General features: G+C 74.6%; 18 protein-coding genes and 3 pseudogenes. 17 read left to right on the forward strand and 4 right to left on the reverse strand.

What is annotated here, in order from left to right; all coding sequences use genetic code 11:
- Positions 1–913 precede the first annotated feature (913 nt).
- The gene (locus tag MRQ36_RS04610; protein WP_308194777.1) at positions 914–2,509 is read left to right on the forward strand and encodes a WG repeat-containing protein; all 1,596 of its coding nucleotides are present in this window, start codon (positions 914–916) and stop codon (positions 2,507–2,509) included.
- Positions 2,510–2,595: 86 nt separating this feature from the next.
- Positions 2,596–3,594, forward strand: a complete 999-nt coding sequence (locus MRQ36_RS04615; RefSeq protein ID WP_242793071.1) for an aldo/keto reductase family protein — start codon at positions 2,596–2,598, stop codon at positions 3,592–3,594.
- 166 nt (positions 3,595–3,760) lie between these two features.
- Here the strand turns inward: MRQ36_RS04615 and MRQ36_RS04620 are convergent, their stop codons facing one another.
- Positions 3,761–4,555, reverse strand: coding sequence for a site-2 protease family protein (locus MRQ36_RS04620; RefSeq protein WP_242793073.1), 795 nt, complete (start codon positions 4,553–4,555; stop codon positions 3,761–3,763).
- Positions 4,555–4,755: a hypothetical protein gene (locus tag MRQ36_RS04625; RefSeq protein ID WP_242793074.1), complete on the reverse strand. Its 201-nt coding sequence runs from the start codon at positions 4,753–4,755 to the stop codon at positions 4,555–4,557. Before MRQ36_RS04625 ends, MRQ36_RS04620 begins: the two co-directional genes overlap by 1 nt.
- A gap of 147 nt (positions 4,756–4,902) precedes the next feature.
- Here MRQ36_RS04625 and MRQ36_RS04630 point away from each other — a divergent pair, with 147 nt between their 5' ends.
- The 7 genes and pseudogenes from MRQ36_RS04630 (at position 4,903) to MRQ36_RS04655 (ending at position 10,564) form a co-directional block, all read left to right on the forward strand.
- Entirely contained in the window at positions 4,903–6,177 is a 1,275-nt protein-coding gene (locus tag MRQ36_RS04630) for a serine/threonine-protein kinase (protein WP_242793075.1), read from the forward strand.
- Between the two features lie 395 nt (positions 6,178–6,572).
- A pseudogene (locus MRQ36_RS34330) lies at positions 6,573–7,001 on the forward strand (bifunctional adenosylcobinamide kinase/adenosylcobinamide-phosphate guanylyltransferase); the annotation flags it as partial.
- 373 nt (positions 7,002–7,374) lie between these two features.
- Entirely contained in the window at positions 7,375–7,680 is a 306-nt protein-coding gene (locus MRQ36_RS04640) for a nicotinate-nucleotide--dimethylbenzimidazole phosphoribosyltransferase (RefSeq protein WP_242793077.1), read from the forward strand.
- Positions 7,681–7,955: 275 nt separating this feature from the next.
- Positions 7,956–8,171 (forward strand): nicotinate-nucleotide--dimethylbenzimidazole phosphoribosyltransferase, encoded by a 216-nt coding sequence (locus MRQ36_RS04645; RefSeq protein ID WP_242793078.1) that lies wholly within the window; start codon positions 7,956–7,958, stop codon positions 8,169–8,171.
- 365 nt (positions 8,172–8,536) lie between these two features.
- A pseudogene (locus MRQ36_RS33125) lies at positions 8,537–8,866 on the forward strand (adenosylcobinamide-GDP ribazoletransferase); the annotation flags it as partial.
- Positions 8,867–8,987: 121 nt separating this feature from the next.
- Positions 8,988–9,206, forward strand: coding sequence for an adenosylcobinamide-GDP ribazoletransferase (locus MRQ36_RS33130; RefSeq protein WP_278187847.1), 219 nt, complete (start codon positions 8,988–8,990; stop codon positions 9,204–9,206).
- A 65-nt stretch (positions 9,207–9,271) separates the two neighbouring features.
- A complete protein-coding gene (locus MRQ36_RS04655; protein WP_242793079.1) occupies positions 9,272–10,564 on the forward strand; it encodes a DUF2314 domain-containing protein in 1,293 nt (430 codons plus the stop codon).
- Between the two features lie 137 nt (positions 10,565–10,701).
- On the opposite strand, the gene gcvT is transcribed toward MRQ36_RS04655, so the two are convergent.
- Entirely contained in the window at positions 10,702–11,832 is a 1,131-nt protein-coding gene (gene gcvT / locus MRQ36_RS04660) for a glycine cleavage system aminomethyltransferase GcvT (RefSeq protein WP_242793081.1), read from the reverse strand.
- 161 nt (positions 11,833–11,993) lie between these two features.
- Between gcvT and MRQ36_RS04665 the strand changes: the two genes are divergently transcribed.
- Positions 11,994–13,559, forward strand: a complete 1,566-nt coding sequence (locus tag MRQ36_RS04665) for a leucyl aminopeptidase (RefSeq protein WP_242793083.1) — start codon at positions 11,994–11,996, stop codon at positions 13,557–13,559.
- A gap of 160 nt (positions 13,560–13,719) precedes the next feature.
- Here MRQ36_RS04665 and MRQ36_RS04670 read toward each other — a convergent pair whose 3' ends face one another.
- Complete coding sequence (locus MRQ36_RS04670; protein WP_242793085.1) at positions 13,720–14,049, reverse strand: hypothetical protein; 330 nt, start codon at positions 14,047–14,049, stop codon at positions 13,720–13,722.
- A 179-nt stretch (positions 14,050–14,228) separates the two neighbouring features.
- Here MRQ36_RS04670 and lpdA point away from each other — a divergent pair, with 179 nt between their 5' ends.
- From lpdA to MRQ36_RS04705, 7 genes and pseudogenes are all read left to right on the forward strand, one after another.
- Positions 14,229–15,617, forward strand: a complete 1,389-nt coding sequence (gene lpdA / locus MRQ36_RS04675; RefSeq protein ID WP_242793089.1) for a dihydrolipoyl dehydrogenase — start codon at positions 14,229–14,231, stop codon at positions 15,615–15,617.
- A gap of 68 nt (positions 15,618–15,685) precedes the next feature.
- A pseudogene (gene sucB / locus MRQ36_RS04680) lies at positions 15,686–17,529 on the forward strand (2-oxoglutarate dehydrogenase, E2 component, dihydrolipoamide succinyltransferase).
- A 98-nt stretch (positions 17,530–17,627) separates the two neighbouring features.
- The gene (locus tag MRQ36_RS04685) at positions 17,628–18,956 is read left to right on the forward strand and encodes a low temperature requirement protein A (protein WP_242793090.1); all 1,329 of its coding nucleotides are present in this window, start codon (positions 17,628–17,630) and stop codon (positions 18,954–18,956) included.
- Positions 18,957–19,066: 110 nt separating this feature from the next.
- On the forward strand, positions 19,067–20,398 hold the full coding sequence (locus MRQ36_RS04690) for a low temperature requirement protein A (RefSeq protein WP_242793091.1): 1,332 nt from the start codon (positions 19,067–19,069) through the stop codon (positions 20,396–20,398).
- 89 nt (positions 20,399–20,487) lie between these two features.
- Positions 20,488–21,378: an oxidoreductase gene (locus tag MRQ36_RS04695; protein ID WP_242793093.1), complete on the forward strand. Its 891-nt coding sequence runs from the start codon at positions 20,488–20,490 to the stop codon at positions 21,376–21,378.
- 72 nt (positions 21,379–21,450) lie between these two features.
- Positions 21,451–22,371, forward strand: coding sequence for an LLM class flavin-dependent oxidoreductase (locus MRQ36_RS04700; RefSeq protein ID WP_242793095.1), 921 nt, complete (start codon positions 21,451–21,453; stop codon positions 22,369–22,371).
- Between the two features lie 60 nt (positions 22,372–22,431).
- A complete protein-coding gene (locus MRQ36_RS04705) occupies positions 22,432–22,932 on the forward strand; it encodes a DinB family protein (RefSeq protein WP_242800833.1) in 501 nt (166 codons plus the stop codon).
- Positions 22,933–22,981: the final 49 nt, after the last annotated feature.

The raw sequence follows: 22,981 nt of genomic DNA on the forward strand, positions 1-22,981 counted from the left end.
CCGCCGGCAGTCCCCGTGCCGGCGGCCCCGGTGTCCGCACCGCCGGCACCGCAGGCGTCCGTGCCAGCGGTCGCGCCGGACTCCGCACCGCCGGCTCCGGCGGCCGGGGACGACCGGCCGTCCTCGGTCACGGACGCACCGGCCACGGTGGACCCGGAAGCTGGCCCGGCCCCACCACCACGCACACGGTCGACGCGACCGGCAACGGCGCGGTACGCCCCCGGCCCGCCGTCGGGCAGCGTGACGGCACGCCGGAGAACACCGGGGACGGCCCGGCCACCCCGCCGAGCGGTCGCCGGGCCGAGGCAGCGGTGCCGTGGTTCCTGCCGAGCCGGCCCGTACCGGCCGTCGACGAGACACCCGCGCCGCGGCCCGTCGCCGACGAGGCGCCCGCGGAACGGCCCGGTGTCGTACCGGTCTCCGCACCGCCCGCCGCGCGTCCCGCGCCACCCGCGTACCGGCCGGTGTCCGCGCCGCCGGCCGCGTCGGGTGGACCGTCCCCCGCTGCCGCGCCGGCGCTCCCGCGTACCGGCCGCCCGCCGGGCCGCCGGAGGTCGTGTCGCGGCCCACCTCGGCACCCGCCCGGCCGGTGTCCGCGCCACCCGCTCAGCCCGGTACGGGACCGGACGGGTCGGCGCACCCGGTGTCCGCACCGCCGGCCCGGCCCGTCTCCGCGCCCCCGGCAGTGGACTCACCGACGCACCCGGGGTCGGCGGCACCCGACCGACCCGTCTCCGCGCCGCCGGCAGCGGATCAGTCGACGCACCCGGTCCCCGCCGCGCCGGCACCCGCCGGCGTCGAGGAGGAGGCCCGACCGGTGTCGGGACCACCGGCAACGGACCGGCGCGAGCCGGCGGACCACCCCGCAGCCCCGGCACCCACCGACGTGCAGGAGACGACCCCATCCGCACCGGTGCCACCGGCAACCGACCGGGGCGAGCCGGCGGACCACCCCACCCCGGCCGGATCACCGACCCCCGCCGCCGGCACCGGAGCGGCGACCGCGACCGGCACCGGCACGCCCCTCGACGCCGAGCGGCCGGAGCAGGAGCCCGACGCCCAGCCGCCGGACGAGCGGCAAGCCGCACCGGAAGAGCGGCGAGCGGCACCGTCGGGCGAACGGCGGGAGACGCCGGACGAGCGGCAGGCGACGGCGGAGGAGCGGCGGGAGGCGCCGGAGGAGCGGCGGGAGGCGCCGCCGGTGGATCCCGAACAGGCGCTGGCCGCCTTCCGGTGGCGGCTGCACCCGGGGACGCTGCGCGAGGAGATCGCCGAACCGGCGGAGCTGCGGACCGTCCGGGACGGGCTGACCGCCAAGCTGGGCGTGGCGCTGGACAACCGCAGCCGGGCCCGGCTGCTCAGCCTGCGGGCGGTGGCCTCGCGGATCCTGGGCGACCTGGACGACGCCGTCGCCGACGGTCGGCTCGCCCTGACGTACGCGGAAGCCACCGGTGAGTTGCGGCGGACCGCGCTGGCGCGGGCCCGCCTGGCGGAGGTGCTGCGCTGGCGCGGCGAACACACGGAGGCCGATCGGCTCTTCGCGGAGGCCAACTCCGCGGAGCTGCCCGACCGGCTGCGCGCGGTGCTGCACGAGCACGCCGGCCGGTCCTGCTATGACCAGGGCCGGTTGATCGAGGCGTGTCAGCACTTCGAGTCGGCCCTCGACCTGCGCCAGGGCGCCGACGCGGAGCTGGCGGCGCGGACGGCGGTGGCGTTGGACGCGGTCCGGGAACGGGCCACCGTGGACGGCTTCGGCCCCCGGCCGCGCAATCGGGACGAGCTGCTGGGCGGCGAACGGTCACCGGCGCCGACCTTCGACGAGGAGTCGGAACGCTGGGGGTACGCCGACGCCGACGGCCACCTGGTGATCCCCTGCGACTACGCCGAGGTGCAGCCGTTCCGGGAGGGGATGGCCTGGGTACGCCGGCCGGAGGCGTCCCGCTGGGCGCTGGTCGACACGTCGGGGGCGACGCTGATCGCGGCGAACAACGGCTATCGGGCGGTCGGCTCGTTCGCCGAGGGTCTGGCCTGGGTCTCGATGGACGGCAAGGGCAACTGGATGGCGGTCGACCCGACCAACATCGTGAAGGTCCCGCCGGGCTTCGAGGAGGTCCGCCCGTTCGCCGGCGGGGTGGCGGTGGTCCGCCGGGACGGCGGCTGGGGTGCGGTGGACCGCGCCGGTCGGCTCGTCGTGCCGCCCCGCTACCAGGCTTTCCGCACTCGGATGGCGGACGGGCGGTCGGTGGACGGTTTCACCGAGGAAGGGCTGGCCGTGGTGGAGCTGGCCGGCCGCCGGGGAGTGGTGGACCGGACCGGCCGGGTGCTGGTGGAGCCGGCCCATCCGACCCTGGTGATCCACCCGGTCGCGTTCCTGGTGGCCACGGCGGCGGGCCGGTGGGGGGCGTTGGACCGGCGGGGCGAGCCGCTGCTCGACCCGGTGCATCCGGGCCGGGCCGAGGTGGTGGCGGAGCTCGATCGGCTGCTCACCGACGCCACCCCGGTCCTCTGACCGCCCCTGGCCCGCCGGGGCCGCACAGGGCCGCGCGGGGCCGCGCCGCAGGGGCGACCGTGATCGGGCCGGGCTAGGGTCGGAGCATGGAATTCCGACACCTGGGCCGCTCCGGCCTGATGGTCAGTGAGATCTCGTACGGCAACTGGATCACCCACGGTTCGCAGGTCGAGGAGGACGCGGCGACCGCCTGCGTGCGGGCCGCCCTGGACAGCGGCATCACCACCTTCGACACCGCCGACGTCTACGCGGGCACGAAGGCCGAGTCGGTCCTCGGCCGGGCCCTGAAGGGCGAGCGCCGCGAGGGGCTGGAGATCTTCACGAAGGTCTACTGGCCGACCGGACCGGGCCGCAACGACCGGGGCCTCTCCCGCAAGCACATCATGGAGTCGATCGACGGCTCGCTGCGCCGGCTGCAGACCGACCACGTGGACCTCTACCAGGCCCACCGGTACGACTACAGCACGCCGCTGGAGGAGACGATGGAGGCGTTCGCCGACGTGGTGCGCGCCGGCAAGGCGCACTACATCGGCGTCTCGGAGTGGAAGGCGTCGCAGATCCGCGAGGCCCACGCGCTCGCCCGGGAGCTGCGCATCCCGCTCGTGTCCAACCAGCCGCAGTACTCGATGCTGTGGCGGGTCATCGAGACCGAGGTCGTGCCGACCAGCGAGGAGCTGGGCGTCAGCCAGATCGTCTGGTCGCCGATGGCCCAGGGCGTGCTGTCGGGCAAGTACCTGCCCGGCCAGCCGCCGCCGGCCGGTTCCCGGGCCACCGACGACAAGGCCGGCGCGAACTTCATCGCCGCCTGGCTCAACGACGAGGTGCTGACCCGGGTGCAGCGGCTCAAGCCCCTCGCCGAGCAGGCCGGGCTGACCATGCCGCAGCTCGCCGTCGCCTGGGTGCTGCAGAACCCGAACGTGGCCTCCGCGATCGTCGGGGCGTCCCGGCCCGAGCAGGTGCACGACAACGTCAAGGCGGCCGGCGTGAAGCTCGACGCCGACCTGCTCAAGGCGATCGACGAGATCGTCGAGCCAGTCACCGAGCGGGACGCGGCGAAGACCGAGAGCCCGGCCGAGCGGCCGTGACGCTCCCCCGGGCCGGCGCGGCCTCCGCGTCGGCCCGGGCCCCTTTCCGGGTACGCCGGACCGACGCGCTCCCGGCGCTGCGCGCCGGCTGCCGGCGCCCGGTCGGCCCCGCCACCGACCACCGGTCGGCCCGATCGCCGTTCGGTCCGGCCGGGCCGGCCGGCGGTCAGCCCTGCCAGAAGCGGATCAGGTCCAGCCCGCGCAGATAGAGCCCGGGCGGCAGCCCGAGCAGGTCGGCGAGCCAGAAGACCGCGCCGAAGAACCAGCCGTTGATCCGCGGGTTCCACAGCAGCGCGAAGAGCAGGATGAAGCCCCACGGGGCCATCAGGTCATAGCCGCGCCGCCACTGCGGGTTCAGCCACGGCTGGATCATGTTGCCGCCGTCCAGGCCCGGCACCGGCAGCAGGTTGAGCACGCTGGCGGTGAGCTGGAGGAACGTCAGCAGTGCGACCCCGGCCCAGAACTCCGGCGAGCCGCCGGTGCCGAAGCCGACCCGCAGCGCGGCCACCAGCAGCAGGGTGAACAGCACGTTGGTGGCCGGGCCGGCGAGGCTGACCAGGGTGTGCCGCAGCCGGCCGGGGATGGCGTGCCGGTCCACCCAGACCGCGCCGCCGGGCAGGCCGATGCCACCGAGCAGCACCACCACCACGGGCAGCACGATGGACAGCAGCGGGTGGGTGTACTTGAACGGGTTGAGGGTCAGGTAGCCCCGGTGCGCGATGTCGCGGTCACCGGCCCGGAACGCGACCACCGCGTGGGCGTACTCGTGCAGGCAGAGCGAGACCAGCCAGCCGGAGACGACGAATCCGAACACGTCGAACCGGACGTTGCCGTAGCCCTGCCAGGCCATCACGCCGCTGGTCACGAGGAGCGCGACCAGGGCGAGGAAGACCGGGCTCGGCCGGAACGCCGCCCGGGGCACGCCCAGCACGAGGGGCTCGCCCGGGCGGTCGTAGCCCATCACTCGGCCGGGGGCTGCAGGCTCATCCGGTACTCCACCCGGTCGTCCTCGACGAGCGCGACGGTGGTGACGCCGGACGTGGCGAGTTCGCGCCAGGTCTGACCGATCCACGACTCGGCATCCGCCTGGCTGCTGAACGACTCGGCCGGCCCGTCCACCGACTCGCCGTTCGTGCCCTCGTACCGCCAGCTCCACGCCATGCCGCGTCTCCCCTCGCCGCCGTCGTCCCCTCGGGACGCGAACCCCCGCAAGCGTAGTCGGCCGGCTGCGCGACGGCCCGGCCCCACCGCCTCCGGCGGGCCGCCGGGTGGGTCAACGGCCGCCGCCCCGGCCGGTACGGTGACGCGGTGCTGACTCCAGGAGTGCTGCTGCACGACCGCTATCTGCTCGGCGAGCGCATCGCGACCGGTGGCATGGGCGCCGTCTGGCGGTGCACCGACACCCTGCTCGACCGGCCGGTCGCGGTGAAGGTGCTGCTGCCCGCGCTGGTCGCCGACCCGGAGTTCACCACCCGTTTCCGGGCCGAGGCGCGGATGCTGGCCGCGCTGCGGCACCCCGGCATCGTGCAGGTGCACGACGTCGGTTCGGCGACGCTGCCCGACGGCAGCCGGGTGAGCTACCTGGTGATGGAGTACGTCGACGGCGAGCCGCTGGTGACCCGGGTCCGGCGGACGGGGCGGCTCGACCCGGCCGCCACCATGTCGGTGGTGGCGCAGGCCGCCCGCGCGCTGCACGCCGCGCACGTCGCCGGGATCGTGCACCGGGACGTCAAGCCCGGCAACCTGCTGGTCGAGCGGGACGGCAGCGTGGTGCTGGTGGACTTCGGCATCGCCCGGTCCGGCACGACGGCCGGGATCACCGCCGCGCACACGGTGCTCGGCACCGCGTCGTACATGTCGCCGGAGCAGGCCGGCGGGCAGCCGGTCTCGCCGGCCACCGACGTCTACGCGCTCGGTGCGGTGGCCTACTACTGTCTGTCCGGCCGGCCCCCGTTCGAGGGGGAGAACCCGCTGCAGGTGGCGCTGCGGCAGGTGCAGGACGAGCCGGCCCCGCTCCCGCCGGGCACCCCGCCGGCCGTGGCGGAGGTCGTCCGCCGGGCGCTGGCGAAGAGCCCCGGCGACCGGTACGCGAGCGCCGCCGCATTAAGCGGACGCCGCCGAGGACGCCCGGGACGCGACCCCGGTGGTGCTGCCGGCGCCCACCGACCCGGCCGGAGCCGGCGGACGGCCGCTCGGGGTGGGGACGGCAGTTCGCGCTCGCCGCGGGCGGCGTCGTCGTGCTGCTCTCGCTGGGCGCCACCGCCGCCCTGGCGACCCTGTACTCCCCGGTGGCCGACGACCCGCCGCAGCGACAGGCCGCGCCGACCGGTGCGTCGACGTCCGCCGCGCCGGGACCGGCCTGACCGTCGGCCACCACGCGGTCGGCGGCGCCGACGCCGGGTCGTACCGGGCGGGCCGGTCGGTCGCCGTCGGTGGCTCCGGTGGCGGACCCGACGGCCACCGCGTCGGCGACCCGGACCGGCCGGCGGTGCGGTGTCGGCGTCGCCCACGCCGACCGCCACCGGCGGTGCTGACCCGAACCCGTACGCGGCGACGCGAGTGTGCGGCGGCAACACCGGGTGATCGACTCGGCGGCGCTGACCGTCGGCGGGGTCCGGCAGGGCCGGGTGTACCTGCTCTGGAACGGCGGCAACGGGCGCAACTGCGTGGTCACCCTGAAGGAGAAGAACGTCGGCCAGGCCACCGCCGTGTCGGCGTACCTGGAGAAGTGCGGGGGAAGGCCCGCGACACCGAGAGCAGGTCCTACGCGTACTACGCGGGGCCAGTCCGGGCGGTCGCCAGGGCGTGTGCGGTGGGGCGGCGCGACCGGCGGGGCGAGCTACGCCGGCGTTCGAGCACTGCGGCTGACCCGCCGGAGGTCGCCGCCGGGTGCCAGGCGGCGTCCGGGCCGGCGGGCGGCGGTCCGCCGGACGGCCTTAAGGTACGGGCATGTCCGTAGACGGGTGGGGCCGCTCCTGGTGCTCGGCGGTATCCGGTCCGGCAAGTCCGAGTTCGCGGAATCGCTGGTCGCCGACGCTCCCACGGTCCGCTACCTGGCGACCGCCCCCGCGGGCGACCCGGACGACACCGAGTGGGCGAACCGGCTGGCGCACCGCGCCCGGCGGCGGGAGCTGGACACCGAGGAGACCGCCGGGGACCCGCGCCGGCTGGCCGACGTGATCGCCGGTGCCGCGCCGACACGGTCCTCGTCGACGACCTGGGTGGCTGGGTGTCCGTGCTGCTCGACCCGGCCCACCAGCCCGGCCGACGACACACCGCCGGTGGACGAGCTGGCGGCGGCGGTGCGGTCGAGCGCCGCCCGGCTGGTGCTGGTCAGCCCGGAGGTCGGGCTCTCGCTGGTGCCGACCACCCCGCTGGGCCGCGCCTTCACCGACGCGCTGGGCGCGACGAACCGCGCGGTCGCCGACGCCTGCGACGCGGTGGTGCTGGTGGTCGCCGGCCAGCCGTCGTGGTTGAAGCCCGCCGCGCCCGACCGGTCGAAGCGCGCCGGTCCCGGCCGGCCCCGGCCAGGCCGGCGCCGGTGCGACCCGGCGCTGATCAGTTCGGCACCGGTCAGGCCGGTCCCGGTCAGGCCGGCGCGCCGGCCGAGCGGCGCTGCCGGAGGTGCTGACGCCGAGCGTGGCGCCGCGACCGGCGAGCGGAGCGCGCCAGCCGCCGCCTGGGCGGCGCCGACCGTGGCGCTGCCGATGGTCAGCACCGGCCTGGTCATCCGGCCGGCATGGAACTGCCGATGCCGACGACTACGCCGGCCCGCTGGCCGTGGAGCGGCTCGCCACGCTGGACGTACCGGGTGCCGGGCTCGGGCTGCTGGACCGGGTGGTCGGCTTCGCCGCCGCCACCCAGGGCACCGCCACCCCACCCGTGGGCCTCGGTCAGGTGCTGCTGCTGCACGGCGACCACACCGGCGGCGCGGCGGCCGGAACGGCACCCGGCGAGTCGGCCCGCCGGGCCCGGCAGGCCGCGCCGGTCGGGGTGTCCTGGCCCGGCTGGCCGCCGAGAACGGCGCCAGCCTCCAGGTGGTGGACGCCCCGACCGCCGCCCCGATCGAGGACGGGCCGGCGCTGACCGCCGACGAGGTGGAGGCGGCCCTGCGCCAAGGGCTGGCGGCTGGCCGAGGCGGCCGCCGAGGCGGGCGTACAACTGCTGGTGCTGGCGGCGTGCGGGCGGGCACGGAGGCCGCCGCCGCGGCGGTGCTCGCGGCGACCGCCAGGACGAACCGCCAGCGGTGCTCGGCCGGGTGGTGAGCGGGGCCGGCGAGGTCGACGACGTGGCCTGGATGGCCGGTAACGGTCCGCGACGCCCTGCACCGGACCCGACGCTCGCCGCGCGACGCCAAGGACGTGCTGGCCGAACTGGGCGGCGGCGACGTGGCGGTGGCCACCGGCGTGCTGCTCGGCGCGACCGCCCGCCGGCTGCCGGTGCTGGTGGACAGGCCGGTCAGGGTGGCCGCCGGCATGGTCAGCCAGGATCTGGCCGGGCAGGCCCGGCACTGGTGCCTGCTGCCCGACCACGGTGGGCGGCAGCCGTCCAGTTGGCCGCCGACGTGCTCGGCCTGACCCCGCTGCTGGACTGCGGCTCGACCTGGGCGAGGGGGCCGCCGCGCTGTACTGCCTGTTGCGCTCGGCGCTGGCCCTGGCCGCCCACGTTGCCGTGCACCCGACGCTCGGCGGCGACGCGGGCGAGGACGCCGCCGACTTCGCCGAACCCGAGCCGGCCGGCCCCGGCCCGGCGACCACCCGCGGACTTCGCCGGGCGAACCCGCAGGCCCCGGTCCCGCCACCACCGGGTCGGACGAGGCGGTGCCGGACGCACCGGCTGGCGTGCCGGCTGAGTCGCGGCTCGCCGACGGCGTCCGGCCTGGCGAATACCGCCGCCGCTGCCGCTGCGCGGTCAGGTGGACCGGGCCGCGGCGGGCCGGGCGATGGCGTTCGCCCCGGCCGTGGGCGCGCTGCTCGGCACGCTGCTGGGCAGGGTGCTGCTGACCGCCGCTCTCGCCCCACCGCTGGTCGCCGCCGGCGTCACCGTCGCCCTCGGTGCGCTGGTCACCCGGGGGCTGCACCTGGACGGGCTGGCCGACACCGTGGACGCGCTGGGGTCGTACCGGCGGGGGGCGGCGGCGCTGGAGATCGCCGGGAAGAAGCCGGACGTCGGCCCGTTCGGGAGCTGGTCGCGCTGGTGGTCGTACTCCTGCTCCAGGCCGGGGTGCTCGCGGAGCTGGCCGGGCGGGGGGTGGGCGGCGGCGCTCGCGGGCGTGGTCGCGGCGACCGCCGCCGGTCGGCTCGGCGTCACGGTGGCCTGCCGGCGCGGGGTGCCGGCCGCCCGCCCGGAGGGGCTGGAGCGCGCTGGTCGCCGGGACGGTCGGGCCAGTCGCGCTGGTCACCGGCACGGCCGTCGTCGCGCTGCTGGCGGTGCCCGCCGTGCCGGACCGCCCGTGGCAGGGGCCGGTCGTCGTGCTGGCCGCGCTCGCCGTCGCGGTCGGGCTGCTACGGCACGGGGTACGCCGGCTCGGCGGGATCACCGGTGACGTGCTCGGGGCCACCGTGGAGGTCGTCACCACGCTGGTCTACCTGGGGTTGGTGCTGTCCGGCTGAGCGCGGCCCGCCCGGCCGGGTAGCGTTCTGGGGGGACAGCACCGGCGCGGTCGATGGGGGACGGCATGCTCATCACGGACGACTTCCTGCCCGTACCGGTCCCGGAGTCGTTGGATGCCACCTATCTGGTGCCGATCGCCGGGCTGCCCCGGGTCAGCGCGAAGACCGCCGTGGCGGGCCTCGCCGGCCGGCTGGCCGAGCCGGTGTACGGGCTGGCGAAGCAGATGTTGGACAGTCCGCTGATGAGCGTGGACACCCGGCCGATCGAGGAGTTCCCGGAACTCCCGCCGGACCTGCTCACCGCGTTCGGGGCGACCGAGGCGCAGCTGGCCCGGCTGGCCGCCGCCACCCACCTGGTGGTGGTGCAGGCGGAATACCGGCCCGGCTGGCCGCCCGCGCACGAGTGGGCCGCCCGGGCGGTCGCCGCGGCGGTGGCCGAGACGGTCGACGGCGACGTGGTGGACGTCTTCGGTCTCCAGTTCCTCGACCCGGCGACCGCGCTGCGCTCGCTCCCTGACGAGCAGGGCCGGATCCGGCTGGTCGACTGGGTGCTGGTGCCCTATTCGTCGGACGCCGACGGGCTCTGGTTTACCACCAAGGGCCTGCGCCGGTTCGGGCTGCTGGAGCTGCAGACCCAGGGCGTGCCGGACCACCTGACCCGGGCCTGGGGCGCGGTGATGACCGGCGCCGCCCGGCGGCTGCTGCGGGACTGGACCGACGGGCTGGCGGGCGAGGAGGTGCCGGCGTTCGTGCAGCTGCCGGTGCTGGCCACGGTGACCGGCCACGACATCGCGGTGGCGTACGGCAACCCGGAGCAGCACGGGGCGACGGCACCGGTGCTGCTGCGGCTGGAGCTGGACCCGGCGACCGACCCGGACGCCGACTCGTTCCTCAGCCTCCGCCCGCCGGCCGGGCACACCGGGCCGGACGGGCGCTACTTCGCCGCCGCCTGCGCCACCCTCTTCGCCGGCATCCAGCCCGACGTCCGGTACGCCCGACCCGGCGACGCGATGAGCAGGGCGATCGCCACCGCCCGGGCCGGACTGGGCGACATCCGGGCCCGGTTCCTGGCCGGCCGGCTGCCCGCCGAGACCCAGCTCGTGGTGAAGTACGGCCTGCCCGGCGACGAGGGCCCCGAGTTCGTCTGGGCCGGTGTCACCTCCTGGGACACCCCGGAGCGGATCGTCGGCGCCAGCGCCAGCGACGCCGCCACCGACCCCTCCGTCCGGATCGGCGCCCCCGTCGTGGTCGAGACGACCGACGTAGTCGACTGGGCCCTCCTGGACGGCACCGGCGTCCTGGAGGGCGGCTGGACCCAAGCCGTCCTCGACGCCGGCGAACCCCCCACCCCCGCCTGACCCCCACCCCACCCGCGTCGCCCGCCCCACCCCATCTCTGGGTTGATCATGGGGTTGGCGGCGCTGTGGATCTCCTCCACTGCCGCCAACCTCATGATCAACGCCAGCAGAGCAGGGGGGGGACGGGGGGCGGGGGGTTACTTGACGGAGGGGTTGAGGAAGGGGGGGCGGGTGAGGCGCAGTTGGGCGCGGCGGCCGCGGATGTCGACCTCGATGACCTCGTCGTCGGCCAGCTTGGGGGCGGTGTCGACGAGGGCGAGGGCGATGCCGTGCTTGAGGGTGGGGCTGAACGTGCCGCTGGTGACGGTGCCGACCCGGGTGTCGCCGACGTACAGGGCCATGCCGGGGCGCGGGATGGCCCGGTCGACCGCCACCAGGCCGCGGAGCGTACGCCGGGGGCCGGCGGCCTTCTCGGCGAGCAGCGCGTCCCGACCCCAGAAGGCCGGCTTGTCCCAGCCGACGGCCCAGCCGGAGCGGCCCTGCACCGGGGTGATCTCCAGCGACAGGTCCTGCCCGTGCAGCGGGTAGCCCATCTCGGTGCGCAGCGTGTCCCGGGCGGCCAGCCCGCAGGCCCGCAGGTCGAACGACTCCCCCGCGGCGAAGAGGGCGTCCCACACCGCGACCGCGTGCTCGGCCGCCACGACCAGCTCGTAGCCCAGTTCGCCGGTGTAGCCGGTGCGGCAGACCGTCAGTTCCGTCCCGTGCAGGGTGGCGGTGGAGAAGCTCATGTACTCGTGCCCGGTGGGCAGGCCGAGCGCGCCGAGCAGCTCCGCCGAGCGGGGGCCCTGCACGGCGAGGACGGCGTACCGCTCGTGCTGGTCGGTGACCGTGACGCCGGTCGGCGCGGCGGCACGCAGCCGACGGACCACCTCGGCGGTGTTCGCCGCGTTGGGGATGAGGAAGACGTGATCGTCGGCGTGCAGGTAGGCGATGATGTCGTCCACCACGCCACCGCTCGCGTCGTCGCAGCAGAGCGTGTACTGCGCCTTGCCGGGAGCGATCCGACCCAGGTCGTTGGTCAGGCAGGCGTTGACGAAGTCCGCCGCGCCCGGCCCGGTGACCCGGGCCTTGCCCAGGTGGGACACGTCGAAGACGCCCACTCCGGTACGGACGGCCGTGTGCTCCTTGAGCACGCCGCCACCGGCGTACTCCAACGGCATCTCCCAGCCCCCGAAGGGGGCGAACTTGGCGCCGAGAGCGGTGTGCCGCTCGTGCAGCGGGGAACGGCGCAGCCGGTTCGCGGCAGCGGCGGAGGTCACCTCGGTCATGGGTGGCAACTTACCGGTGCCTGAACGGCTGGTTAGCATCGGCGGGACCCGTCGGGACGATCGGCGGGCACACCCGACGTCCGGCGGGTAGGTTGCCGCCGGAGACCTTCATCGCCGGTACGCGACGACGCGCCCGGCCCGGCCCGCCCGGAGTAGCTCACGTGACATCGCCCAGCACCACCCTCAGCCTGGTCGACACCGACCCCGCCGAACTCACCGTCGACGCCATCGTGATCGGCCTGCACAGCCAGCCGACCGAGCAGGACGCCACCCCGGCCGCCTCGCTGCTGCTGGCCAGCGGCGCCGAGAGCATCGCCGCCGCCTTCGACGGCAAGCTGACCGAGACGTTGGCACTGCTCGGCGCGACCGGTGGCCCCGGCGAGGTGATCAAGCTGGCCACGCTGGGCACGGTCACCGCCCCGCTGGTCGTCGCGGTCGGGCTCGGCGCGGAGCCGACCGGTGCCGCCCCGGCACCGGAGGTGCTGCGGCGGGCCGCCGGCTCGGCCGTCCGCGCCCTGGCCGGCGCGCCCCGGGTGGCGCTGGCCCTGCCGCTGCCGGACGACGCCGACGCCCTGGCCGCGCTGCGCGCGGTCGCCGAGGGCGCGCTGCTCGGCGGCTACCGCTTCGCCGGCTACAAGACCAGGCCGCAGCCGACCCGGCGGGAGCCGGTGGCCGAGGTGCTGGTCGCCGTGCCGGACGCGGCCGACACGACCGCCCAGGCGGAGATCACCCGGGCCCAGGCGGTGGCCGGCGCGGTGCGGCTCAGCCGGGACTGGGTGAACACCGCCCCGAACGAGCTGCGCCCGCCGTCGTTCGCCGACGCCGTGGCGTCCGCCGCCCGCGAGGCGGGCCTCGGCGTCGAGGTGCTCGACGAGGCGGCCTTGCAGGCCGGCGGGTACGGCGGCATCATGGCCGTCGGCCAGGGCTCGGAGGCCCCGCCGCGGCTGGTCAAGCTGACCTGGACGCCCGAGGGCGGGGGCAACGGCAAGCGGGTCGCGCTGGTCGGCAAGGGCATCACCTTCGACACCGGGGGCATCTCCATCAAGCCGCCGCAGGGCATGTGGGAGATGAAGTCCGACATGGCCGGCGCGGCGGCGGTCGGCGCGGCGATGCTGGCGATCGCCGCACTCAAGCCGGCCGTGGCGGTGACCGGCTACCTGCCGATGGCGGAGAACATGCCGTCCGGCACCAGCTACCGCCCCGGTGACGTGATCACCATGTACAACGGCAAGAAGGTGGAGGTGCTCAACACCGACGCCGAGGGCCGGATGATCCTCGCCGACGCCATCGCCCTGGCCTGCGAGGAGGGCACCGACTACCTGTTCGAGACCTCCACCCTGACCGGCGGCCAGGTCGTCGCGCTGGGCAAGCGGATCGCCGGCGTGATGGGCAGCCCGGAGCTCTGCGAGCGGGTCCGGGTGGCCGGCGACGCGGTCGGCGAGCCGGCCTGGCCGATGCCGCTGCCGGACGAGGTCCGCAAGGGCATGGACTCCGACGTGGCGGACATCTCGCAGACCAACGCCGGCATGGACCGGGCCGGTCACATGCTCCAGGGTGGCGTGTTCCTGCGCGAGTTCGTCACCGACGAGGTGGACTGGGCGCACCTCGACATCGCCGGCCCCGGCTACCACTCGGGTGAGCCCACCGGCTACTGGACCAAGGGCGGCACCGGCGTCCCGGTCCGCACCCTGGTCCACCTGGTCGAGGACATCGCCACCAACGGCTGACCCCGCCCCACAGGCCCGACGCCCGCAGCAAATTCACGGAAAGAGTGGCCATTCCACGTGGAATGGCCACTCTTTCCGTGAAAGACGTCCCCTTGAGCGCAATGAGGGGGGAGGGGGGCGGCGCGCGGTGAGGGGTGGGGGTGGGGGTGGGGGTGGGGGGTCAGTAGAGGTCGGGGCGGCGTTTGCGGCGTTCGTTGTAGTCGCGCATGCGTTGCGGGTAGCCCATCAGGCGGACGTCGTAGATCGGGATGGCCAGCTTGTGGGCGAAGCGGCGGGCGCCCTCGGGGCCGTCGATGCGGCGGCGGGTCCACTCGCCGTCGTCGGCGATCAGCATGACCGTGGTCTCGGTGACGGTGGTCCGGGGTTCGAGGTACGCCTCCACCCCGCGCCGGGTCCGGACGAAGTTCTCCAGGTGGTCGAGGGCGGCGCGGTCGACGGACCGGTCGCGGCTCACCGCACCCGGCTGCCTGCGTCGTCGGAACAGACCCACCGACCCGTCTCCCCCCGTGCGCCGTCAATCGAAGACGGTGCCAAGCGTACGTGTCGTCGACGTGTCGTTGGGCACCTCACTACGCGCTCCGGCCGGGGTGGTGACAAGATGACCGAGGTGGGGTGTGCCTGTTACTCCGCCGTAACCCCCGAAGCAGCGACGCGACCTGGGAGTTGGACGTGAGCGAGCCGAACGACGCAACCTTCGACATCGTCATTCTCGGAGGTGGCAGCGGCGGCTACGCGGCGGCGCTGCGTGCCGCCCAGCTGGACCTCTCCGTCGCGCTGATCGAGAAGGGCAAGCTCGGGGGCACCTGCCTGCACAACGGCTGCATCCCGACCAAGGCGCTGCTGCACGCCGCCGAGATCGCCGACCAGACCCGCGAGTCGGAGCAGTTCGGCGTCAAGGCCGAGCTGGTCGGCATCGACATGGCCGGCGTCAACTCGTACAAGGACGGCGTGATCGCCCGGCTCTACAAGGGCCTGCAGGGCATGCTCAAGAGCAACAAGGCGATCACCATCGTCGAGGGCCACGGCAAGCTGGTCGGCAAGAACGTGGTCGAGGTGGACGGCAAGCGCTACACCGGCCGCAACGTCATCCTGGCCTCCGGCTCGTACGCGAAGAGCCTGCCCGGCCTGGAGGTGGACGGCGAGCGGATCATCACCAGCGACCACGCGCTGACCCTGGACCGGGTCCCGTCGTCGGTGATCGTGCTCGGCGGCGGCGTGATCGGCGTCGAGTTCGCCAGCGTCTGGAAGTCCTTCGGGGTGGACGTGACCATCGTCGAGGCGCTGCCCCGGCTGGTCGCCGCCGAGGACGAGGAGTCGTCCAAGGCGCTGGAGCGGGCGTTCCGCAAGCGGAAGATCAACTTCAAGGTGGGCAAGCCGTTCGAGAAGGTCGAGAAGACCGAGAACGGCGTGAAGATCACCATTCAGGGCGGCGACACCGTCGAGGCGGAGCTGCTGCTGGTCGCCGTGGGCCGGGGCCCGAACACCGCCAACCTCGGTTACGAGGAGCAGGGCGTCAAGATGGACCGCGGCTACGTGCTGACCGACGAGCGGCTGCGCACCAGCGTGCCGAACGTCTACGCGGTCGGCGACATCGTGCCGGGCCTGCAGCTCGCGCACCGCGGCTTCCAGCAGGGCATCTTCGTCGCCGAGGAGATCGCCGGCCAGAACCCGGCCGTGATCGACGAGGCCGGCATCCCGCGGGTCACCTACTCCGACCCGGAGCTGGCGTCGGTCGGCCTGACCGAGGCGAAGGCCAAGGAGCAGTACGGCGACAAGGTCAAGACGTACAACTACAACCTGGGTGGCAACGGCAAGAGCCAGATCCTCAAGACCGCCGGCCACGTGAAGCTGGTCCGCGTCGAGGACGGCCCGGTGGTGGGTGTGCACATGGTCGGCGCCCGGGTGGGTGAGCTGATCGGCGAGGCGCAGCTCATCTACAACTGGGAGGCGTACCCGGCCGAGGTGGCGCAGCTCGTGCACGCCCACCCGACCCAGAACGAGGCCCTGGGCGAGGCGCACCTGGCCCTCGCCGGCAAGCCGCTGCACGCGCACGCCTGACCACGACAACCCGCGGCGTCCGGCGACGGGCGAAGATCCCACCAGGGGAATGAAGGAGTCTGGAGAACATGCCGGTATCGGTCACCATGCCCCGGCTCGGCGAGAGCGTCACCGAGGGCACCGTCACGCGCTGGCTCAAGCAGGAGGGCGACACCGTCGAGGTCGACGAGCCGCTGCTCGAGGTGTCGACCGACAAGGTCGACACCGAGATCCCGTCGCCTGCGGCGGGCGTGCTGAGCCGGATCGTCGTCGGTGAGGACGAGACCGCCGAGGTCGGCAGCGAGCTGGCCGTCATCGCGGGTGAGGGCGAGTCGGCCGGCGAGGCCGCCCCGCAGCAGCAGGAGGAGGCCCCGGCCGAGCAGGCCGAGGAGGCCGCCGCCGAGCCGCAGGCCGAGGCGGAGCAGCCGGCCGTCGAGGAGCCGGCGGCCGAGGCCGCCCCGGCGCCGTCGGGCGAGGGCACCCCGGTGAAGATGCCGGCCCTGGGTGAGAGCGTCACCGAGGGTACGGTCACCCGCTGGCTCAAGCAGGTCGGCGAGACCGTCGAGGTGGACGAGCCGCTGCTGGAGGTCTCCACCGACAAGGTCGACACGGAGATCCCGTCGCCGGTGGCCGGCACCCTGCTGGAGATCAAGGTCGCCGAGGACGAGACCGCCGACGTCGGCGCCGACCTGGCGATCATCGGTGCGGCCGGTGCCGCACCGGCCCAGCCGAAGGCGGAGCCCAAGCCGGAGCCGAAGGCCGAGGCCAAGCCGGAGCCGAAGGCCGAGGCCAAGCCGGAGCCGAAGGCCGAGGCCAAGCCGGAGCCCAAGGTCGAGGAGCCGACCCCGGGCATGTCGTACAACGAGCCGGCCGCGGAGGCGGAGACCGCCGCCCAGCCGGCCAAGGCGGAGCAGGCGGCCCAGCCCGCCGCGCCGACGCCGACCCCGCAGCGCCCCTCCGCCCCCGTGCAGGGTGGCGGCGAGGAGGCGGCCGGCTACGTGACCCCGCTGGTGCGCAAGCTGGCCGGCGAGCACGGGGTGGACCTGTCCTCGATCACCGGCACCGGGGTCGGCGGCCGGATCCGCAAGCAGGACGTGCTGGAGGCGGCCGAGAAGGCGAAGGCCGCCAAGGCCGCGCCGGCCTGGCCGCGCCGCCGGCCGCCGCCGCGGGCGCTCCGGCCAAGCCGGCCGCGAAGCCGCAGCCGAGCGGCAAGCGGGGCACCACGGAGAAGCTGCCGCGGATCCGGGCGACCATCGCCAAGCGGATGCAGCAGTCGCTGCACGAGATGGCGCAGCTCACCACGGTGGTCGAGGTGGACGTCACCAAGATCGCCAAGCTGCGGGCGCAGGCCAAGGACTCGTTCCTGGCCAAGCACGGCGTGAAGCTCTCCTTCCTGCCGTTCTTCGCCCTGGCGGCCATCGAGGCGCTGCAGGCGTACCCGATCGTGAACGCGAGCATGGACCTGGACGCGGGCACGATCACCTACCCCGACGCCGAGCACCTCGGCATCGCGGTGGACACCGAGCGTGGGCTGATGGTGCCGGTCATCCACGGTGCCGGTGACCTCAACCTGGGCGGCATCGCCAAGCGGATCGCCGACCTGGCCGAGCGCACCCGGACCAACAAGATCAGCCCGGACGAGATCGCCGGGGCGACGTTCACGCTGACCAACACCGGCAGCCGGGGCGCCCTCTTCGACACCCCGATCGTGCCGTCGCCGCAGTCGGCGATGCTCGGCACGGGTGCCGTGGTGAAGCGTCCGGTCGTGGTCAACGACCCGGAGCTGGGCGAGGTCGTCGCGGTCCGCTCGATGATCTACCTGGCCCTCTCCTACGACCACCGGCTGATCGACGGCGCCGACGCCGCCCGTTTCCTGGTCGCGGTCAAGGAGCGGCTGGAGGCCGGCAACTTCGAGGCCGAGCTGGGGCTGTGACCCGCTAGCAGGACCCGGAAGGGGGCGTACGGCTCACGCCGTACGCCCCCTTCGTCGTTCACGGGCGGCACCGCCGGTCGCCCTGGGAGACTCGGCCCATGCGCGGCGGTTGGAGGCGACACGTCGGGCCAACCGTCGAGGTCGCGCCCGGTGCCCGTGCGGACCGGTTCGAGATCCTCTTCGATCTGGTCTACGTCTTCTCGTTCTTCATCATCAGCCGCGCCGCCACGGCGGAGCTGACCGGCCGGGGCCTGCTGCACGCCATGCTGCTGCTGGCGGTGCTCTGGTGGTGCTGGGTCATCCACAGCGTGGTCGCCAACCGGGTCCGGCTCGGTGAGGGTTTCGTACCCGCGGTGGTCGTGGTCGTCATCATCGCGGTCTTCGCCTTCGCGCTGGCGAGCCCGCGGGCGTTCCGCGACTCCCCGGAGGGGCTGTCGGGGCCGCTCGTGGTGGCGTGCAGCTACCTGGTGATCCGCCTGGTGCTGATGGCCCTGTACGTGTACGCCGTGCGCGACGAGCCGAGCCGGATCCGTCGGCTCGGACCGTTCGTGCTGGAGCTGGCGTTCAGCGTCTCGCTGCTCTTCGCGGCGGCGTTGGTGCCACCCCGGGTCACCGACCCGGAGACGGCGGCACTGGTCCGTGACGGCCTCTGGGTCGTCCTGGTGGTCTTCCAGTACGCCACCCCGCTCGTTGCCGGCACCGCGAGCTGGACGGTGAGCTCGGCAGAGCACTGGACCGAGCGGTACGACCTCATCCTCATGATCGCCCTCGGTGAGTCGCTCATCTCGGTGGGCATCGGCAGCAACGTGATCGGTCTCCCGATCACCTGGCCGACGCTGGTCGCGGCGGCGCTGGGCATCGTGGGTATCGCCGCCCTGTGGTGGGCGCACTTCGACCTGGTGGCACCCGCCGCACGGCTGGCCATGCACGGCACGCGCGGCGATGCCCGGACCCGGCTGGCGCGGGACGCGTACGGGCACCTCTACCTCATCATGCTGGCCGGGATCGTGATCTTCGCCCTGGGCGGCGAGGAGCTGATGCACCAGGTGAGCGGCCCGCAGTTCCGGCTCGGCGATCCGCTGCACGGGACGGGAGCTCTCCTGCTGTACGGCGGGACGGTCTGTTTTCTGGTCGGCGACCTGCTCTTCCAGCTCCGTGTGCTGCACACCGTGACCTGGACCCGGGTGGGCGCCATCGTCGCGCTGACCGGGCTCGGGGCGCTCTCCGTACACCTGCCGTTGTTCGCCGCTTTCGGGCTGTTGATCGGGGTGGAGCTGGTCATGATGGCGGTCGAGATGGTCGTGCTCGCGTCCTCCCGGGAAGCGCTGCGCGAAGGGGTGCTCGAGGAACGGCTCGCCCGCGAGCGGTTCGAGACCGCCTGGCGCCAGCGGCGTTTCCACGACCAGCCCGACGACCGGCGCGGCTAGCCGGACGCGGCGCTCGACCGGCTCGCCGTCGCCCGGGCGACCCGTGAGCGCCCGGCACCGGCTGCCCGGATTCGAGCCCCGCACGGAACGGACGCTGACAGACTCGGACGGTGAAGGGCGGCAGGTGGCGTGGACGGCTCGGGCCGGCGGTCGCGGTCTCCCCGGGCACCCGGGTGGGGCGGTTCGAGATCTTCTTCGACCTGGTCTTCGTCTTCTCGTTCTTCATCATCACCCGGGCCACCGCACTGAACCCGAGTGGCGCCTCGCTGCTGCACGCCCTGCTGGTGCTGGCCGTGCTCTGGTGGTCGTGGGTGATGCACAGCGTGGTCGCCACCCGGGTCCGGTTGGGCGAGGGCTTCGTCCCGGTCCTGATGACCATCGCGATGGCCGGGCTGTTCACGTTCGCCCTGTCGCTGCCGCAGGCGTTCCGGGACCCGCGTGGCAATGCCGCCGGCCCGATGGTGGCGGCGATCAGCTACACCGCCATCCGGATCATCCACCTGTCGCTCTACCTGCACGTGGTACGGGACAGCCCGGTCGAGCGCCGGCAGCTGATGCGGTTCGCGCCGGAGGTGGTGGGGAGCACCCTGCTGCTGCTCGCCGCCGCGCTGATCCCGCCGAAGCTCGACGGCCTGGCCTCGGCGGGGGCGGTCCGGGACGGGCTGTGGGCCACCGTCGTGGTGCTGCAGTACGGCACCGGCCTCCTCGCCGGCACCTGGGGCTGGGGCGTCGCCTCCGCCGAGCACTGGACCGAGCGGTACGACCTGATCCTGATCATCGCGCTGGGTGAGTCGGTCATCTCCGTCGGTGTGGGGAGCAACCTGCTCGGGCAGCCGCCGACCTGGCCCGCGGTCACCGCGGCGGTGCTCGGCATCTTCTTCACCGCCGCCCTGTGGTGGGTGCACTACGACGTGATCGGGCCGGCGGCCCGGATCGCCCTGCACGCGGCGAAGAACGGCCCCCGGGTGGCCATGGCCCGGGACGCGTACGCCTACCTCTACCTGCCGATGATCGCCGGCATCATCCTGTTCGCGCTGGGCGCCGAGGCACTCGTGCACCAGGTCGCCGCTCCGGCCGTCCCCCTCCACGAGCCGGCCCACCGCTCCGCGGAGGCGCTGCTGTACGGCGGGGTGATCTGCTATCTGTGCGGCAACATGCTGTTCCAGCTACGGACCCTGCACACCCTGTCCTGGACCCGGGTCGGCACGGTGCTCCTGCTAGCCGGGTGCATCCCGGTCGCCGGTGCGGTGCCGGCGCTGGTCAGCCTGGGTCTGCTGACCGCGATCTGCGTGGGACTGGTGGCCGCCGAGGTGATGGTCTTCGGCGAGTCGCGGCAGGCGCTGCGGGCGCTGGTCTTCGAGGAACGGGCCACGCACGAGGCGCAGGAGGCCGCGTACCGGGCCCGCTGGCACGAGCCGGCGTCCGACGAGCCGTCCACCTGAGCGGGACGCCGCGCTGAACCGGGACGCCGTACGGTGCGTGTCGGGAACCGGCGGCCGGCACGCGGGCGCCGGACAGGACGGAGCGGACCATGACCACGGGGACGATCGACGCCGCGGCGGCGGGCAGTTGGCGACTGGGTGACCGGACGGTACACCGGCTCGGCTTCGGCGCGATGCGGCTGACCACGAACGCCGACGGCGGCCCCAGCGACCGGGACCGGGCGATCGCGGTGCTGCGCCGCGCGGTCGAGCTGGGGGTCAACCACATCGACACGGCGGCGTTCTACTTCTCGGCGCTGCGCTCGGCCAACGAGCTGATCAACACGGCGCTGTCGCCGTACCCGGACGATCTGGTGATCGTGACCAAGGTCGGGCCGGGGAAGGACCCGTCCGGCGAGTGGCTGCCGATGGCCCGGCCCGACCAGCTGCGCGGCCAGGTCGAGGAGAACCTGCGCCAGCTCGGCCGGGACCACCTCGACGTGGTCAACCTCCGGGTGTACGGTCCGGAACCGCTCGCCGAGCACTTCGGCGCGCTCGCCGAGCTGCGCGACGCCGGCCTGATCCGGCACCTGGGCGTCTCGGCGATCCGCCCGCACCAGCTCGCCGAGGCGCAGGCGATCGCCCCGGTGGTCTGCGTGCAGAACTCCTACGGCCTGGGTTACCGGGCGGGCCAGGACGAGCTGGTGCGGGACTGCGCGGCGCAGGGCATCGCCTTCGTGCCGTTCTTCTCGCTCGCCACCAGCGGGCGGGAGGCGGGCGCGAGCGGCGTGGAACCGGAGGAGGTGCGGGCCGTCGCCCGGGAGCACGGGCTGACCCCGGCGCAGGTCCGGCTGGCCTGGCTCCTCCAGCGCGGGCCGAACGTGCTGGCCATCCCGGGCACCGGCAACCCCGAGCACCTCGCCCAGAACGTGGCCGCCGGCGGGCTGCGCCTCTCCCCCACCGACCTCGCCCGCCTCGACGCCGTGCACCGGGCCGGCTGAGCAGTTCGGCCGTCGGCAGAAGCGGGCGGTACGGGGTCGCGCGGCCGGTGGGCGAGGGCGCAGGGTGGGCTGATGGCGATCTTCTCCGTACAGGCCAACCCGACCGATGCGCGGAGCTGGCTCGACCTGGCCCGACGGGTCGAGGCGGCCGGTTTCGACGCCCTGCTCGCCGGTGACCATCCCGGGCACGGCGCGTCGCCGTTCGTGGCGCTGGCCGCCGCCGCGGCGGTGACCTCGACGCTGGGTCTCGGCTCGTACGTCGCCCACGCGGGGGTGCGGGAGCCGATCCTGCTCGCCACCGACGTGGCCACCCTGGACCTGCTCTCCGGGGGTCGGGCCCGGCTCGGCCTCGGCGCCGGCCACACCCCCGCCGAGTGGCGGGCCGTGGGGCGGGAGCGGCCCGACGTCGCCGCCCGGGTACGCCGCTGCGTGGCCGTCGCCGAGGCCGTCCGGGACCTGCTCGCCGGCCACGAGGTCACCGTGGACACCCCGGAGCTGGTCGCCCGGTCGGCCCGGCTGACCCAGCCGCCCGTCGGGCCTCGGGTGCCGCTCACCATGGGTACGGCCAACTCGACGCTGCTGCGCTGGGCCGGCGCGTACGCCGACGTGGTGGGGTTGACCGGCTTCGGTCGTACCCTCGCCGACGGCCACGCCCACGACGTGCGGTGGCGGGCCGACCAGCTCGACGCGCAGCTCGCGCACGTCGCGGCCGGGGCCACCGGGCGGGCCGAGGCACCCGCGCTGGAGGCCCTGGTGCAGCACGTGGCGGTGACCGACGACGCGGAGGCCGCCGCCGCGGCGACCGCCGCCGACACCGGCCTGACCGTCGCCGAACTCCTCGCCACCCCGTTCGTGCTGATCGGGACCCCCGACGAGATCGTCGCGGCGGTCGCGGCGCACCGCCGCCGGTGGGGCGTGACCCGCTTCGTCGTGCGGGCCGACGCGGTCGGGCCGCTGGGCCCGCTGCTGCCCCGCCTGGCCGGGGCGCGCTGACCGGCGGCCGGCCGGACGGGGCAACGAAACCGGTCGATCGTACGTACGATCCGACCGGTGATGGACGAACGTTTCGCGCTGCCGCCCACGGCGGACGAGCGGGCGCTGCTGACGACTTTCCTCGACTATCAGCGGCACGCGCTGGAGCGCAAGTGCGCCGGCCTCACCGACGAGCAGTTACGCCTCCGGCCGGTGCCCTCGTCCCACCTCTCGCTGCTCGGCCTGGTGCGTCACCTGGCCACCGTCGAGCGGTGGTACTTCCAGGCGGTGATCGCCGACGCCTTCCCCGGTGACCTGTTCGACCGCACGGACGACTGGGACGAGACCTTCGACGACGTGGACCGGGCCACCGGCGAGGAGACGTTCGCGCTCTGGCGGGCGGAGGTCGAGGTGTCCCGGCGGATCGCCGCGGACCGTCCGCTGGCGGCGGTCGGCCGCCCGTTCGCCGGCCGGCACCGCCCGCTGCGCTGGGTGTTCCACCACCTGATCGACGAGTACGCGCGGCACCTCGGCCACGCCGACATCCTGCGCGAGGCGATCGACGGTCAGACCGGGGAGTGACGCGTGGTCGTCCCGCCCGGATGACGGTCGCGCTTGACGTGGAGTGCAC

Origin of the sequence: Micromonospora sp. R77 (assembly GCF_022747945.1) — a bacterium.
Classification (GTDB): Bacteria; Actinomycetota; Actinomycetes; order Mycobacteriales; family Micromonosporaceae; genus Micromonospora.

Bases quoted from the DNA above. Each gene is read 5' to 3' on its own strand.
- MRQ36_RS04655 (WP_242793079.1), top strand. From the start codon at position 9,272: ATGCTCATCACGGACGACTTCCTGCCCGTACCGGTCCCGGAGTCGTTG.
- MRQ36_RS04695 (WP_242793093.1), top strand. From the start codon at position 20,488: ATGACCACGGGGACGATCGACGCCGCGGCGGCGGGCAGTTGGCGACTG.
- MRQ36_RS04620 (WP_242793073.1), bottom strand. From the start codon at position 4,555: ATGGGCTACGACCGCCCGGGCGAGCCCCTCGTGCTGGGCGTGCCCCGG.
- MRQ36_RS04685 (WP_242793090.1), top strand. From the start codon at position 17,628: ATGCGCGGCGGTTGGAGGCGACACGTCGGGCCAACCGTCGAGGTCGCG.
- MRQ36_RS04615 (WP_242793071.1), top strand. From the start codon at position 2,596: ATGGAATTCCGACACCTGGGCCGCTCCGGCCTGATGGTCAGTGAGATC.
- MRQ36_RS04705 (WP_242800833.1), top strand. From the start codon at position 22,432: ATGGACGAACGTTTCGCGCTGCCGCCCACGGCGGACGAGCGGGCGCTG.
- MRQ36_RS04700 (WP_242793095.1), top strand. From the start codon at position 21,451: ATGGCGATCTTCTCCGTACAGGCCAACCCGACCGATGCGCGGAGCTGG.
- gcvT (WP_242793081.1), bottom strand. From the start codon at position 11,832: ATGACCGAGGTGACCTCCGCCGCTGCCGCGAACCGGCTGCGCCGTTCC.
- MRQ36_RS04625 (WP_242793074.1), bottom strand. From the start codon at position 4,755: ATGGCGTGGAGCTGGCGGTACGAGGGCACGAACGGCGAGTCGGTGGAC.